Origin of the sequence: Thermoflexus hugenholtzii JAD2 (assembly GCF_900187885.1) — a bacterium.
GTDB classification, from domain to species: Bacteria; Chloroflexota; Anaerolineae; order Thermoflexales; family Thermoflexaceae; genus Thermoflexus; species Thermoflexus hugenholtzii.
Window position 1 is genome coordinate 84,560 of sequence record NZ_FYEK01000044.1, and the last position, 13,581, is coordinate 98,140.

The 13,581-nt window shown below is 66.8% G+C and carries 13 protein-coding genes; 6 read left to right on the forward strand and 7 right to left on the reverse strand.

Annotation, left to right across the window (positions count from 1 at the left end; genetic code table 11):
• Positions 1-43: 43 nt before the first annotated feature.
• Positions 44-1,321 carry an ABC transporter substrate-binding protein gene (locus CFB18_RS10735; RefSeq protein WP_088571801.1) on the reverse strand — a complete coding sequence of 426 codons (1,278 nt, stop codon included), beginning with the start codon at positions 1,319-1,321 and terminating at the stop codon, positions 44-46.
• Positions 1,322-1,553: 232 nt separating this feature from the next.
• On the opposite strand from CFB18_RS10735, the gene CFB18_RS10740 reads away from it, so the two are divergent.
• The 5 genes from CFB18_RS10740 (at position 1,554) to ruvA (ending at position 5,760) form a co-directional block, all read left to right on the forward strand.
• Positions 1,554-2,786 carry a S8 family peptidase gene (locus tag CFB18_RS10740; protein ID WP_088571802.1) on the forward strand — a complete coding sequence of 411 codons (1,233 nt, stop codon included), beginning with the start codon at positions 1,554-1,556 and terminating at the stop codon, positions 2,784-2,786.
• A gap of 154 nt (positions 2,787-2,940) precedes the next feature.
• Positions 2,941-3,702 (forward strand): YebC/PmpR family DNA-binding transcriptional regulator, encoded by a 762-nt coding sequence (locus tag CFB18_RS10745; protein WP_088571803.1) that lies wholly within the window; start codon positions 2,941-2,943, stop codon positions 3,700-3,702.
• A complete protein-coding gene (gene ruvC / locus CFB18_RS10750) occupies positions 3,702-4,187 on the forward strand; it encodes a crossover junction endodeoxyribonuclease RuvC (protein ID WP_088571804.1) in 486 nt (161 codons plus the stop codon). The genes CFB18_RS10745 and ruvC overlap by 1 nt, the downstream gene beginning before the upstream one ends.
• 56 nt (positions 4,188-4,243) lie before the next feature.
• A complete protein-coding gene (locus tag CFB18_RS10755) occupies positions 4,244-5,125 on the forward strand; it encodes a response regulator transcription factor (protein ID WP_088571805.1) in 882 nt (293 codons plus the stop codon).
• Between the two features lie 38 nt (positions 5,126-5,163).
• Positions 5,164-5,760 carry a Holliday junction branch migration protein RuvA gene (gene ruvA, locus CFB18_RS15360; RefSeq protein ID WP_159461708.1) on the forward strand — a complete coding sequence of 199 codons (597 nt, stop codon included), beginning with the start codon at positions 5,164-5,166 and terminating at the stop codon, positions 5,758-5,760.
• A gap of 13 nt (positions 5,761-5,773) precedes the next feature.
• Here the strand turns inward: ruvA and phnE (CFB18_RS10765) are convergent, their stop codons facing one another.
• From phnE (CFB18_RS10765) to CFB18_RS10780, 4 genes are all read right to left on the reverse strand, one after another.
• Positions 5,774-6,922, reverse strand: a complete 1,149-nt coding sequence (gene phnE / locus CFB18_RS10765; protein ID WP_088571806.1) for a phosphonate ABC transporter, permease protein PhnE — start codon at positions 6,920-6,922, stop codon at positions 5,774-5,776.
• A 37-nt stretch (positions 6,923-6,959) separates the two neighbouring features.
• Positions 6,960-8,330: a phosphonate ABC transporter, permease protein PhnE gene (gene phnE, locus CFB18_RS10770; RefSeq protein WP_159461709.1), complete on the reverse strand. Its 1,371-nt coding sequence runs from the start codon at positions 8,328-8,330 to the stop codon at positions 6,960-6,962.
• Positions 8,320-9,078, reverse strand: coding sequence for a phosphonate ABC transporter ATP-binding protein (gene phnC, locus CFB18_RS10775; protein WP_088571808.1), 759 nt, complete (start codon positions 9,076-9,078; stop codon positions 8,320-8,322). The genes phnE (CFB18_RS10770) and phnC overlap by 11 nt, the downstream gene beginning before the upstream one ends.
• A gap of 139 nt (positions 9,079-9,217) precedes the next feature.
• Complete coding sequence (locus tag CFB18_RS10780; RefSeq protein ID WP_159461710.1) at positions 9,218-10,126, reverse strand: phosphate/phosphite/phosphonate ABC transporter substrate-binding protein; 909 nt, start codon at positions 10,124-10,126, stop codon at positions 9,218-9,220.
• A 337-nt stretch (positions 10,127-10,463) separates the two neighbouring features.
• Here CFB18_RS10780 and rpmB point away from each other — a divergent pair, with 337 nt between their 5' ends.
• Complete coding sequence (gene rpmB / locus CFB18_RS10785; protein WP_088571810.1) at positions 10,464-10,649, forward strand: 50S ribosomal protein L28; 186 nt, start codon at positions 10,464-10,466, stop codon at positions 10,647-10,649.
• A gap of 62 nt (positions 10,650-10,711) precedes the next feature.
• Here rpmB and pyk read toward each other — a convergent pair whose 3' ends face one another.
• Together pyk and CFB18_RS10795 are read right to left on the reverse strand one after the other, a co-directional pair.
• On the reverse strand, positions 10,712-12,163 hold the full coding sequence (gene pyk / locus CFB18_RS10790; RefSeq protein ID WP_159461711.1) for a pyruvate kinase: 1,452 nt from the start codon (positions 12,161-12,163) through the stop codon (positions 10,712-10,714).
• A gap of 249 nt (positions 12,164-12,412) precedes the next feature.
• Positions 12,413-13,546 (reverse strand): beta-ketoacyl-ACP synthase III, encoded by a 1,134-nt coding sequence (locus CFB18_RS10795; RefSeq protein WP_088571812.1) that lies wholly within the window; start codon positions 13,544-13,546, stop codon positions 12,413-12,415.
• Positions 13,547-13,581: the final 35 nt, after the last annotated feature.

A 13,581-nucleotide genomic window follows, 5' to 3' on the forward strand; every position in this document is an offset into this window, starting at 1 on the left:
CCGTTTCTTTCCCGGAACGCCATCGGCAGGGTTCTTCTTCACCTCACTTGCACATCTTGTTCTCCACACAGGCCTTCTGGAGGGCTTCCATGGCCGCCTTGGCATCCCGGCTGGTCACGAAGTTAAAGATAATGTCGTTGAAGGCGGTGGCGAAGCCCTCCGGAGCGGCCGAGCCGTGGACCTCGCTCGGGATCAGCTGGTCCCGGGCGAAGTCGTCCATCGAGGACTGGAGATATACATCGAACTTGCTGCGATCGCAGTCCAGGCGGGCGCAGATGGAGCCCTTCTTGGGGTTGAAGGCCTCCTGGCCCTCCTTCGAGCCGCAGACCTTCAGCCAGGCGATGGCCTGCTCCCGATGGGGAGCCTTCTTGGGCAGGCCGAAGGTGTCGGTCACCACCATGAAGAGCCCCTTGTTGTTCGGGGCAGGGACCCATCCATAGTCCACGCCCGGCTTGGCTCCCTTCGAGAGGAAATACCCGTGGGACCAGTCCCCCATGATCGTCATGGCCGCCTTGCCATCCAGGACCAGCTGGGTGGCCGAGTCCCAGGTGTGGGCGGCATGGTCTTCATTGACGTAATCCAGCATCCGCCCGAAGATCTCGAAGGCCTGGGCCACCTCCGGCCCCGTCCAGGGCGTCTGGCCGGTCCACAGGCCCCGGTATTTCTCCGCTCCCAGCACGCCCGCGAGGACCGTCTCGAAGAGGTGAGCAGCCTCCCACTTCAGCTTGTCCCCCAGGGCCAGTGGGGTCACCCCCTTGGCCTTGAGGGCCTCGGCCACCTGGAAGAACTCATCGAAGGTGGTGGGAGGCTGCAGGCCATACTGATCGAAGATCTTCTTGTTATACCAGAGGACGTTGCCCCGGTGGACGTTGACGGGGACGGAGTAGATCTTCCCCTCGTAGCTGACCAGGTCGATCAGCTGCTTGGGGAACTTGTCCATCCACCCCTCGCTCTTCCACAAATCCGTGAGGTCCTCCATGTAGCCGGTCTTCACCCAGGTATCGATCAGCTCCGCCCCGCCGTGGACCTGGAAGGAATCCGGCGGGTCGCCGCCCAGCATGCGGGTCTTCAGCACGGCTTTGGCCTGGGCGCCGGCGCCGCCGGCAACGGCAGCGTTGATGATCTCCACGCCCGGATATTTCTGACGATAGACGGTGAACATCGCCTCCAGCCCTTCCGCCTCCCCGCCCGCCGTCCACCAGGAGAAAATCTCCAGCTTTTTGGCCGGGGCAGGAGTGGCCGGTTGGGCGCAGGCGGCCAGGAGCAGGGTGAGGATCAGCAACAGCGCTACCCAGAGGGACCAGCGATGGGACCGGGACATGGCAACCTCCTTTTCTCAGCGGGCGAACCTCAAGGCTGAGGGGAGCCGATGGCGTTCCGGATCCTCACCTGCTATTCTAAACAGGGAAGAGAGGCTGTCAAGCCATCTCACACGCCGCATCCGCCCTCCCCCTCCGGCTTCCGAAGCTCATAAGGGCCTGAAGGTGGATCCGTAAAGCGCACCCCAATGGTATAATTTAGACGCTGTCGAATCCCATGATCTGGAAGGTTCCATGGGGCGGCGATGGTGGGTTCCCATCTTCGTTGTTTTAATGATCAGCGCCCTGGGTGGGGCGCCCCGCTTTCCTTCCCTGCAGGCCCTTCCCCCTGGCCACTATGTCCCGGATGAGCTCTTGGTGAAATTTGCCCCCGGTGCGGATCCGGCCGCCCTGGCTCACGCCTTCGGGTTCCGCCTCCACCATCTCACCCGACTGGGGGTGTGGGTAGTAAAGGTTCCCCCTCAGGCGCTGGAGGCAGTGGGGACGGCTTTGAGCCGCCACCCGCTGGTGGAGTATGTGGAGCTGAACGGCATCGCCACAGCCTTCCTGGATCCCAACGATCCCTACGACAACACCACCTGCTACAACTCCTCGAAGGCGGGCTGCGTCTCCCAGTGGGCCTGGGGGAAGATCCAGGCGTATGCGGCGTGGGATCTGGTGACCGGCTCCGGCACCGTCCGCATTGCGGTCGTCGACACCGGGATCGATAACAGCCACCCGGACCTCCCGCCGGTGGCGGATCAGTGGGACTTTGTGAACAACGATGGCATCGCGGAGGACGACAACGGTCACGGCACCCACGTGGCCGGGACCATCGGGGCTCTGACGAACAACGGGGTCGGCGTGGCGGGGATGAACTGGCAGGTCCAGCTCCTGGCCGCCAAGGTGCTGGACGCCAGCGGCTCGGGGACTTACGCCCAGGTGGCCGATGGCATCGTCTGGGCCGCTGATCACGGCGCGAAGGTCATCAACCTGAGCCTGGGCGGCTCCATCGGCTCGGCGACGCTGCGGAACGCAGTGGACTACGCCTGGAACAAGGGGGCGGTGCTGGCATGCGCGGCAGGCAACAGCGGCTCCTCCGCCAAAACCTACCCGGCCGCTTATACGAACTGCATCGCCGTAGCGGCCACGGATGAGAACGACAACAAGGCCTCCTTCTCCAACTACGGCGCCAAATGGGTAGACGTCGCCGCGCCCGGCGTGCGCATCCTCTCCACCATGCCGGACACGCCGGTTTACCTGACCACCCAGTATGGCTACTTCACTACCTATGATGCTCTAAACGGGACCTCCATGGCGACGCCGCACGTGGCGGGGCTGGCCGGGCTGGTGTGGGCGACCGGTAAGTGCACCGCGAACGCCTGCGTGCGCCAGCGCATCGAGGCGAACGCGGATCGCATCCCGGGCACAGGCCGCTACTGGTATTGGGGGCGTATCAACGCCTACCGGGCCGTCAGCGCCCCGTAAGCCCGCGGGATCCCGAAGCCTCGGGGGCCGGGCGGGCCCGGAGGGCCCTGCCCGGCCCCCCTTTTCCGCCTGTTCCTCCCAATGAAGAGATGGCATTTGGGTTATGATAGAATTGCGAGAGAGCGGATTCCATCCCTCGCTGGAGGGGGCTTCGATGGCAGGGCACAGCAAGTGGGCGAACATCAAACATCGCAAGGCGGCCATGGACGCCAAGCGCGGGCAGCTCTTCAGCCGTCTGACCCGCGAGCTGATCGTCGCAGCCCGGGAGGGAGGGCCTGACCCGGAGATCAACCTGCGCCTGCGGCTGGCCATCGAACGGGCCCGGGCGGCGAACATGCCCAAGGAGAACATCGAGCGGGCCATCCGGCGCGGCGCCGGCCTGGAGAAGGGAGCGGAGCAATTCGAGGAGCTGCTCTACGAAGGCTACGGCCCCCATGGGGTGGCTATCCTCGTGCGGGTGCTGACAGACAACCGGAACCGCACGGTGGCCGAGCTCCGCCGCATCTTCTCCCGCCACGGGGGGAGCCTGGCGGAATCGGGCGCGGTGATGTGGAACTTCGAAAAGAAAGGCTACATCGCCATCCGCCCCGATGGCCAGGACCCCGAGCGCATCTTCGAGATGGCCATTGAGGCGGGCGCGGAGGACGTGGAGATCAGCGAGGACCTGGTGGAGATCTACACCGCCCCGGAGGACCTCCAGGCTGTGCGCCAGGCCCTGATGGCGGCCGGCCTCACCATCGACAACGCTGAGGTCACCATGCGGCCCAAAACCCGGGTGGCCCTGGACGATCACGCCACCATGGCCGTGATGTCCCTGGTGGACGCCCTGGAGGAGCTGGACGATGTCCAGCAGGTCTACTCCAACCTGGAGATCTCCGACGAGCTGATCCGTAAATATGAGGCACAGGCCGCGTGATGCGGGTGCTGGGGATCGACCCGGGGATCGCGATCACCGGCTACGGACTGGTGGAGGAGCGGGAGGGGAGCCTGGAGGCCCTGGCCTATGGGGACATCCGGACGCCCGCGGGGGATCCGCTTCCCCAGCGTCTGCGCCAGCTCTATGAGGCCATCTGTTCTCTGATCGAAGCCCATCGCCCGGACGTCGCGGCCATCGAGCGGGTGTTCTTCGGGCGCAACGTCACCACCGCTTTCGCCGTCGGGCAGGCCCGCGGGGTCGCCCTCTTGGCCCTGGCCCAGGCGGAGATCCCGATCTACGAATACACCCCTGCGGACGTCAAACAGGCCCTGGTGGGATACGGGAGCGCTCCCAAGGCCCAGATCCAGGCGATGGTTCGCATGCTCCTTCACCTCCCGGAGATCCCCCGCCCGGACGACGTGGCCGACGCCCTGGCCGTAGCCATCTGTCACCTGAACCACGCCCGCCTCGCTGCCCTGCGCTGAGAAGGAAGGATCCGGCCCGCGAGGCCGCCCGCGGGCCCTCGCCTCCGGAGCGCAGCATGATCGGCCCGATCCTAATCGTAGAAGATCAATCCCAGGAGGCCCAGGCGCTCTCCGAGCTGCTGCGCTGGAGCCTCCGCCCCGCCGTGGTGGCCCCCGATCTCCGCACGGCCCGGCGACGCCTGCTGGAGCTCCGCCCCTCCGTCATCGTCCTGGATCTCCACCTCCCGGATGGGGATGGGCTGGCCTGGTTGAAGGAGTTGCGCAGCCGGTCGTTCGGCTGGAACTTCACGATCCTGGTGGTCTCCGGGCGCACGGATCCGGATCAGATCGCCGAGGCCCTGCTGGCAGGGGCGGATGACTACCTGACCAAGCCCTACGCGCCCCAGGAGCTGCTGGCCCGGATCGCGGTGGCGGAGCGCCTGGCCGCGCTGCGAGCCGGGTTCCGATGGCTGGTTGCTTTTCGACCTCCCCTGCCCGGCCCCGGGTGCTACACTTCCGCCGGGATCCTGATCCTGCGCTCCCCCGAAGGGAAAGATCGGGAAGCATTGCGGTTGGAATGGGCTTATGGCGTCCGCCATCTGCGGCAGGCGGACGGGATGCCGCTGCCCCTCCCGGACGGAAACCTCCTGGCCCTCTTCCTGAGCGTGGCCCGGGCGCTGGAGGCCCTTCGCTCCTTTCCCTTCCTCTGGACCGCCGTGCTCCACGTGGGCTCGGTGGAGCTGGGCTGGCTGGAAGCGCCCGGATTTGCCGCTGGAACCATCATCGGGGAGGCGGTTCGGGAAGCGCTCCGCCTGGCCTATCTGGCCCCAGCCGGGATGCGTCTGATCACGGAGGTGGCCTACGCCGCGCTGGCCTCACCGCCGCTTGCACGCCCATGGGAACCTGCCGCCCGCATCGCCGGGCTCCCCGCCCGAGAGCTCCCGGAGGGCGAACGGTAGCCCGCGCAGTGAAGATGCAAAACCCAGGGGGTGAGGGAATGCTTGTTCAGGTGCGGGGGATCGTGGAAGCCATCGGCAAGGATTGGGTCCGGCTGGATCTGAACGGCCTGGGGCTGCAGGTATATGTGCCTCCCAGCGTGTTGGCGCAGGCGCGTCGAGGGGAGCCCCTCACGCTGCACACCACCTTGCTGGCCCGGGTGGAGGGCCACGGCATCACGTTCACCCTCTATGGGTTCGCCGAGGAGGAGGAGCGAGAGCTTTTCGAGCAGCTGCTCACGGTGAACGGGGTGGGGCCGCGGGCGGCCCTGGCCCTCCTGAGCCTCTCCGCTCCGACGTTGCGGGCCGCCATCGCCCAGGAGCAGGTGGAGATCCTGCGGAGGGTCCCCGGCATCGGCCCCAAGACCGCCCGCTCCATCATCCTGCATCTCAAAGATCGAATCGGCGCGGTCCCGGCTCCCGGGGCCCCGGCCGCGCGCTCTGACGACACGGAGATCATCGCGGCCCTTACCGCCCTGGGCTACAGCGTGGTGGAAGCCCAGGCCGCCCTCTCCCAGGTTCCACCGGATCCGAACCTGCCCCTGGAGGAGAAGATCCGCCTCGCCCTGAGTTACTTCGCCCGCCGGCCGGGACGGTAGCGGAGAGCGCCGTTCACCGGATCGCCTCTCGCAACCGGGCGCTGATGTAATCCATGGCGGACACCACGGCCACGATCGCCCACACTGCCGTCCCGGCCCGGTGATAGTCCGTCTGATCGATCCACAACTTGAGCTGATAGCCGATCCCTCCCCCTCCCACAAACCCCACGACGGTGGAGATCCGGATGTTGATGTCCCAGTGATAGATGATGAAAGCCAGGAAGGGCAGGGTGATCTGCGGGATCACCGCATAACGGATGACCTGGAGGGGATTCGCGCCGGTGGCGGTGAGGGCCTCCACCGGGCCCGGGTCGATGGTCTCCACGACCTCGGAGAAGAGCTTGCCCAGGTTGACCACGGTGGCCACGGTGAGGGCCAGCACCCCCGCGAAGGGCCCGAAGCCCACCCAGGTGGCGAAGATCGCGGCCACCACCAGCGGCTCGATGGAGCGCACCACGTTGAACATCGTGCGCACCAGATAATAGACCGCCGTGCCCACGGGCCCCCGGGCTGTGATGTTGCGCGCGGCCAGGAAGGAGAGAGGGGCGGCGATGAGGGTGGCCAGGGTGGTGGCCATCAGAGCCAGGAAGATCGTCTGGAGCATCAGCTCCAGGGTGCGGATCAGGGCCGGGCTCACCTGCCACTGTCCCTCCCAGCGCGCCTCCGCCTGCAGTCGGGCTCCTCCCTCCTGCGCCAGAAGAGGACGGATCTCCACCTCCAGGGTGAAGTTCCCCACCGCGTCCGTCCGGGTCCGCCCGGCCAGCAATTCGCCTCCCAGGGGCAACTGAGGGCTGGGCGCGAAGCGCCAGCGGACCACCACCTCGCTGTTCGGGCGGAACCCTTCGCCCCGAACCCGAATCCGCTCCCCTGAGGCGGCGCAGGACGGGAAGAAGAGGCGGGGCCCCTCTCCTATTGTCATCTCCTCAGGCACGCTCCCTGCCGCGCATGGCACCTGCAACGCCCCTTCTACGCGCTGCAAGCCGCGCTCCGGGACCAGGATCTCGGGGGTGATGAAAGCGGTGAAGATCTCCCGGGCGCGCCGGGCGGCCTGGGGCTCCACGAACTTCCCCAAATCGACGCCCACCATTCGCCAGGACCAGGCATAAATCAGGAGGGCGAGAAACCCGATGGCGATTCGGATCCACAGACGCGGTCGACGCATAGCGGTTCAGATCCCTCGCGGGATGCCGCAACGCCTCTCAGACGATCCGGCGGCGCACCTGAGCGCTCACGAAGTCCAGGGCCATCACCACCAGGGCGATGCCGATCACCGCCGTGGCCACCTGACGATACGCGCTCAGGCGGATCCACTCGCTCAACCGAAAGCCGATCCCCCCGCCCCCCACGAACCCGATGATCGTGGACATGCGGACGTTGATGTCCCAGCGGTAAACCGCAAAGGAGATGAACTCCGGCACCACCTGAGGCACCACGGCGTAACGGATGACCTGGAGGCGGGTCGCCCCGGTGGCGGTGAGGGCCTCCACCGGCCCCGGATCGATGTGCTCCACCACCTCGGAGAAGAGCTTCCCCAGGGCGGCGATGGAGTGGACCATCAGGGCTAGCATCCCGGCGAAAGAGCCCAGGCCCACCCAGACCACGAACACGATCCCGAAGATCAGAGGCTCCACGGACCGGACGATGTTGAAGAAAGCCCGCATCCCGTAATAGATCAGGCGGGTGGGAAGGGAGCCTCCCATCAGGTTGCGCGCAGCCAGGAACGACAAGGGGGCCGCGATGAGCACGGCGAAGGTGGTGGCCAGCAGGGCGATGGCCACCGTCTCCCCCATCTTCTCCGCCACCTCCAGCAGGGCCTCGCTGGGCCGCGGGCCTCCGATCACCCGCACCGCGTGGATCTCCAGGAAGTGGGTCTGGGACTGGCCGGGGGGCGGCTCGAACCCGGGAGGGACCGCGCGGGGAGCCAGGAAGGCGGCTCGAAAGCGTCCGGTCCCATCCGCCTGCACCGGCAGAGGGCGCCCTCCCTGCAGGATCCGCTGGCGCTCGCCGATGGGATTCACCCACCAAAGCTCCAGCGGGACTCCGGGCGGGAAGCCCTCCCCTTCCAGGGTCAGCGGGTCACCAGCCTGGGCGCAACCGGCGGAGAGCCGGGCCTCCATCCCCTCGCGAACGGTCACCGGCTGGGGCGCGCTCCGACACGGGACCTCCACCGGGATCCGGAGCACCTGTCGCTCGGTGGGATAGGTCAGGAGATCCGGCTGGGTCAGGGCGACCAGATAGGGGCGCATCTTCTCGAAGCGCACGAAAGGGGCGCGCAGGTCGATCTCCGTGACCTCCCAGCCCACCGCGTAAAGGACAGCCAGCGCGGCTAGGACGGCGGGCCACAGAAGGGGCCGGCGGCCGCTGAGCCGCCGCCAGGCGTCATAGATCGTCCCCAGCCCCCATGTCCCCACTCCCAGCCACAGCCCGGGATGCCCGCGCCATCCCACCAGTCCGATCAGGGCCAGGGAGACCCCCACCCAGATCACGGCCAGGGATCGATGGCCTAGGGCCTGATAGGCCAGCGCCGGGAGAAGGGCATACCCGCGCGGAGGACGCCGCTCAGCCGCCAATGCGCTCGGCCTCCTGACCGTAGATCTCCTTGAACCGGCGGTCATCGATCTCGTCCGGCCGCCCGTCGAACACCTTGATCCCATCCTTCAGCCCGATCACTCGGGTTGCGTAACGATGGACCAGATCCAGGAAGTGCAGGCTGCAGAGGACGGTGACGCCGTCCTTCCGGTTCAGCTCTTCGATGTAGCGGAGGATCGAATGGGCAAGGACGGGATCCAGGCTGGCGACCGGCTCGTCGGCCAGGAGCAGGCGGGGCTCCTGCATCAGGGCGCGGGCGATGCCGACCCGCTGCTGTTGACCACCGGAGAGCTCGTCGGCCCGCTTGTCTGCGAGATCCGCCAACCCCACCCGCTCCAGGGCCCGCATCGCCCGCTGCACCTCAGAAGGAGGAAAGTAGCCCAGCAGACTGAGCCAGGGGTTGACATACCCCAGACGGCCCGCGAGGACGTTGGTGAGGACGGTCGCCCGTTTCACCAGGTTGAACTGTTGGAAGATCATGCCGATCTGGCGCCGGATCTTCCGCAGCTCCCGGGGGGAGGCGGCGGTGATGTCAATCCCGTTCCAGATCACCCGGCCGGAGGTCGGCTCGATCAGGCGGTTAATGCAGCGCAGCAACGTGCTCTTCCCCGCCCCGCTGAGCCCGATGATGGCCACGAACTCCCCATCCTCCACCGTGAAGCTTACCTCATGCAGCGCCCGCGTTCCATCCGGATAGATCTTGGTCAAACGCTCCACAATCAGCGGCATGGGAAGTGCCCCTGGATCTCTCGGGGTCGGGTCGGGGAGAACATCGGGATTTTCCTCATCGCATGGGCGGAAGGACCCGGCGGAGGGATCCCCGGATCCGAGAGGCGGGGGACCGGGAGGCCGGCCCCCCGCTTCGGGATCACTTGGCCGGTTTCACCAGATCCTCCAGCTTGTAGCCGGAGGCGCTCAGCTGGGCCCGGAACTCATCGTAGAAGGAGTCGTCCACCTTCTGCAGGCCCTCGATCTGATAGACCGTCTTCAGGGCCTGCTTGCCCTCCTCCGAGGCCGCGATCTCCAGCAGCGCCTGCCGGATCTTCTCTTTGAGGTCTGCCGGCAGATCCTTGACCACGCTGACGTTGTCGTTGGGGATCTTCGCCGTGGTGGCCAGCACCACCACCTTCTCCTTCACATCCGGCAGGTCCTTCTCCACCGCGCCCCGGGCGTCCACATAGGTCGCCCCGGCGTCGCAATCCCCATTGTAGACCGCCTTGACCACGTTGGGGTGGGAGCCCGCGTTCACCGTCTTGGCGAAATCCGTGTCTGGATCCACCCCGTTGGCCTTGAGCAGGATGCGGGGCATCAGATAGCCGGAGGTGGAGAGGGGATCCACCCAGCACATCACCTTGCCCTTGAGGTCGGCGAGGCTCTTGATTCCAGAGTCCGCCCGCACGATGATCTGCCCGGTGTAGTAGGTCTGGTTGAAGCGGACGGTGGCCAGGATCACCTCCACGCCGTATTTCTCGTGGGCCAGGAGGTAGCTTAAGGTGTTCAGCCATCCGATCTGGGCCTGGCCGGCCCCCATGGCCTCCACCGCAGCGGCGAAGCTGCTGGCCAGGTTGATCTTGACTTTCATGTTTAGCTTTTTGCTCAACAGCTCGGCCAGTTGCTCGCCCCCCCGCTTGATCTCCTCGGACTCCCCGGAGGGCACGAAGACCATCACCAGGGGGTTCTGCTCGCTCCCCAGGGGAGGCTTCTGGGGCGCACAGGCCCCCAGGGCCAGGCCGAGGACCAGAACGCCGAGGGTTGCCACTCCCATCAGGCGTTTCATCGGAGAACCTCCTTCCTCAGGTCTCATGAGGGTTCAGGTTCATCTTAGGAGGGGAGGAAGACGATGTCAAGGGCTGAGAATCCCCAGCGTCCCTTCGCGGTAAGTGTGTCCCAAAATCGTAGGACGGCTGCTCGCAGTTGTCCTACAAAGCGGCGAGGCCCGACAAAATTGGGGCACACCCTGGAGCCCCTTCGCAGCGCCGGGTTGACGCCGACCGGAGACCAGGTTACAATAACCCGCGCGCTGGCAGAGGTGTCGCGAGGCGCCCAGGCGAACGGATTATGATGCGGATCGAGGGTGGTGACCTGCCCTCATCCTGGGAACCAGGGGAGGCCCCATGGCACGCTGTGAGATCTGCGGGAAAGGAACAGCTTTCGGCAACTACGTCAGCCACTCGAATCACGCCGAGCGCCGGCGGTTCATGGCCAACGTTCAGAAGAAGCGGGTCACCCTGAACGGGGTCACACGCCGGATCCACATCTGCACCCGCTGCCTGAAGGCCCTCCACAAGGCAAGGGCCTGATCCGCTGGCTTTCTCACGAGGGGATGGGGAGCCCGGTGAGGACTTCCCATCCCCTGTTTTTTTCATGCGGACGTGGAGCCGTTGGGCATGGGAGCCGGCTCGATGCAATGGACTTTCAGGAGGTTCGTATGGCCGGGGCGGCCGAAGGGGACGCCGGCGGTGATCACCAAGAGATCGCCGGGCCGGGCCAGGCCGCTCTGGAGGGCCGCCTGGCTGGCCGCCCCCAGCATCTCATCGGTGTTTCGCACCGCCGGCATCAAGACAGGCTGCACCCCCCACACCAGGGCCAGCCGCCGCAGGGTGGCCGGGACCGGCGTCACCGCCAAGATGGGCACCGATGGGCGGTGACGGGCGATCATCCGGGCCGTGTAGCCGGATATGGTGGAGGTGACGATGGCTCGGGCCCTGATCTGCTCAGCGATCTCCACCGTCGCCCGGCTGATGGCCTCCGTGACCTCCGCAGGCTCCCCGATGAGGTCCAGCCACCGGCGGTGCGGCATGGCCTCCTCCGCGATCCGGGCGATGCGCGCCATCATCTGCACCGCCTCCACCGGATAGGTGCCGGTGGCCGTCTCCGCGGAGAGCATCACCGCATCCGTCCCATCCAGGATGGCGTTGGCCACATCGCTGGCCTCCGCACGGGTCGGACGGGGATGGCTCACCATGGAGTTGAGCATCTGGGTTGCGGTGATCACCGGCTTGCCCGCCCGGTTACACAACCGGATGATCCGCTTCTGATGAATAGGCACCTCCTCCGGAGGGATCTCCACGCCGAGGTCCCCCCGGGCGACCATCACCGCATCCGCCGCCTCCAGGATGGCCTCGATGTTGTCCAGAGCCTCCCGTTTCTCGATCTTGGCGATGATCGGGATCGAGGCCCCCAGCTCCTGCAGGAGGCCTCGCAACGCGTGGACATCCTCCGCGGTGCGCACGAAGGAGAGCGCCAGGTAATCCAACCCCTGTTCCACCGCAAACCGCACATCCAGCCGGTCCTTCTCCGTGAGGGCGGGCAGGGTCAGCGGGAGGCCCGGCGCGTTGATCCCCTTATGGGAGCTCAGCGTTCCCCCGCGCACCACCCGACAGACCACGTCCGTCCCGTTCACCTCCTCCACTCGGAACTCCAGCAGCCCGTCGTCCAGAAGGAGGATCTGACCGGGCTGCACCAAGGCCACCAGCTCCGGATGGGGGAGATGGACCTCCTGGGGGCTGCCGGGGACCGGACGGGTGGTCAGGGTGATACGCTGGCCCGGGGCGATGGAGATGTAACCTCCCTCGATGACGCCGACCCGCCAGCGCGGGCCCTGGAGGTCCCCCAGGATGGCGACGATAGCGCCTTCCTCCTGGGCTACCTGGCGCACCAGTGCGATGCGTCGGGCATGGGCGGCGTGGTCGCCGTGGGAGAAATTGATGCGGGCCACGCTCATCCCCGCCCGGATCATCGCCCGCAGGATCTCCGGATGATCCGTGGAAGGACCTAAGGTGCAGACGATTTTGGTGCGTGGTCGTATGGACATCGTGGACCTCACCGCTTGGCCTCCATCACCAGGAGCGAATCCGGTGTCGGGATGATGGATCAACGATCCGGGTGTAAGCCGGAATCCGTTTCGGCCCGGGCTACGGCAGCTCCCCTCCATTGTAGGTCGGAATCGATCCTCCGCCGATGAAGGGCCGAGACACCTATCCGGGGATCGCGGAGGGGAAGCGGTCTCTCCGCGCCCTGCGATGCGGCCGGGGCCCTCGCGAGGAAAAGACAACCCCTGCTTTTATTCGCCCTCCTGCCGGAGGAAGCGGCTCAGCCAGGCGTCGAAGCGCCGCCAGAGACGCATCAGGCGGGAGTGCAGCTGGGCCGGCAGGTAGAGGGTGATGCGGCCCAGACGCTCCAGCCAGGGCGGCCGGGGACGCGCCAGAGGCATCCCCCACCGGACCACGGCGGCGGCCCAGGTCAGGCCGGCGCCGAAGGCCACCATCACGGCGGTGTCCCCGGATTTCAGGCGCCCCTGCTGCACGGCCTCGCACAGCGCGATGGGGATGCTGGCAGAGGAGGTGTTCCCGTAGCGGTCAATATTCACGAAGAAACGATCCATGGGCAACCCCAGACCCTTCGCCGCGGCCTCGATGATCCGGATGTTGGCCTGATGCGGGATGATCAGATCCACATCCTCCAGGCGCAGCCCGGCCTGAGCGACCACCTCCCGGGTGGCCTTCTCCATCACCCGGGTGGCGAACCGGAAGACCTCCCGACCGTTCATCCGGACGAAGTGACAGCCGTCCCGCACCACCGCCTCCGAGATGGGCATCCGGCTGCCGCCCGCGGGCAGGATCAGGAGCTCCCCCCCGGAGCCGTCCGCCCGGATCATGGAGGCCAGCACGCCGCCGGGGGTCTCGCTCCCTTTCAGCACCACCGCCCCTGCCCCGTCCCCGAAGAGCACGCACGTGTTGCGATCGCGCCAGTTCACGATGCGGGAGAGGGTCTCGGCCCCGATGACCAGGGCGATGTCATGGGTCCCGGCCCGGATGGCGGCGGCAGCCATGTGCAGGGCATAAATGAAGCCGGAGCATCCGGCGAGCAGATCGAAGGCCCCTGCCCTCGGGGCCCCTAAGGCATCCTGGACCAGGCAAGCGGTCGCCGGGAAGAGGTGCTCGGGGGTTACCGTGGCCACCAGGATCAGGTCCACATCCCGGGGGTTGATCCCGGCCACCGCCAGGGCCTCCTCGGCGGCGGCGATGGAGAGGGTGGCGGTGCTCTCCTGAGGGCCGGCCACCCGCCGCTCCCGGATCCCCGTGCGGGTCACGATCCACTCGTCTGAGGTATCCACAAACTGAGCCAGCTCATGGTTCGTAACCACCCGCTGGGGGACCGCCATCCCCCAGCCCACGATGTGCGCGTAACGAGCCATCCGACTCCACCTGGTCAGGGATCCCGCAAGGGTTC

Bases quoted from the DNA above. Each gene is read 5' to 3' on its own strand.
- CFB18_RS10735 (WP_088571801.1), bottom strand. From the start codon at position 1,321: ATGTCCCGGTCCCATCGCTGGTCCCTCTGGGTAGCGCTGTTGCTGATC.
- CFB18_RS10740 (WP_088571802.1), top strand. From the start codon at position 1,554: ATGGGGCGGCGATGGTGGGTTCCCATCTTCGTTGTTTTAATGATCAGC.
- CFB18_RS10745 (WP_088571803.1), top strand. From the start codon at position 2,941: ATGGCAGGGCACAGCAAGTGGGCGAACATCAAACATCGCAAGGCGGCC.
- ruvC (WP_088571804.1), top strand. From the start codon at position 3,702: ATGCGGGTGCTGGGGATCGACCCGGGGATCGCGATCACCGGCTACGGA.
- CFB18_RS10755 (WP_088571805.1), top strand. From the start codon at position 4,244: ATGATCGGCCCGATCCTAATCGTAGAAGATCAATCCCAGGAGGCCCAG.
- ruvA (WP_159461708.1), top strand. From the start codon at position 5,164: ATGCTTGTTCAGGTGCGGGGGATCGTGGAAGCCATCGGCAAGGATTGG.
- phnE (WP_088571806.1), bottom strand. From the start codon at position 6,922: ATGCGTCGACCGCGTCTGTGGATCCGAATCGCCATCGGGTTTCTCGCC.
- phnC (WP_088571808.1), bottom strand. From the start codon at position 9,078: ATGCCGCTGATTGTGGAGCGTTTGACCAAGATCTATCCGGATGGAACG.
- CFB18_RS10780 (WP_159461710.1), bottom strand. From the start codon at position 10,126: ATGAAACGCCTGATGGGAGTGGCAACCCTCGGCGTTCTGGTCCTCGGC.
- rpmB (WP_088571810.1), top strand. From the start codon at position 10,464: ATGGCACGCTGTGAGATCTGCGGGAAAGGAACAGCTTTCGGCAACTAC.
- pyk (WP_159461711.1), bottom strand. From the start codon at position 12,163: ATGTCCATACGACCACGCACCAAAATCGTCTGCACCTTAGGTCCTTCC.
- CFB18_RS10795 (WP_088571812.1), bottom strand. From the start codon at position 13,546: ATGGCTCGTTACGCGCACATCGTGGGCTGGGGGATGGCGGTCCCCCAG.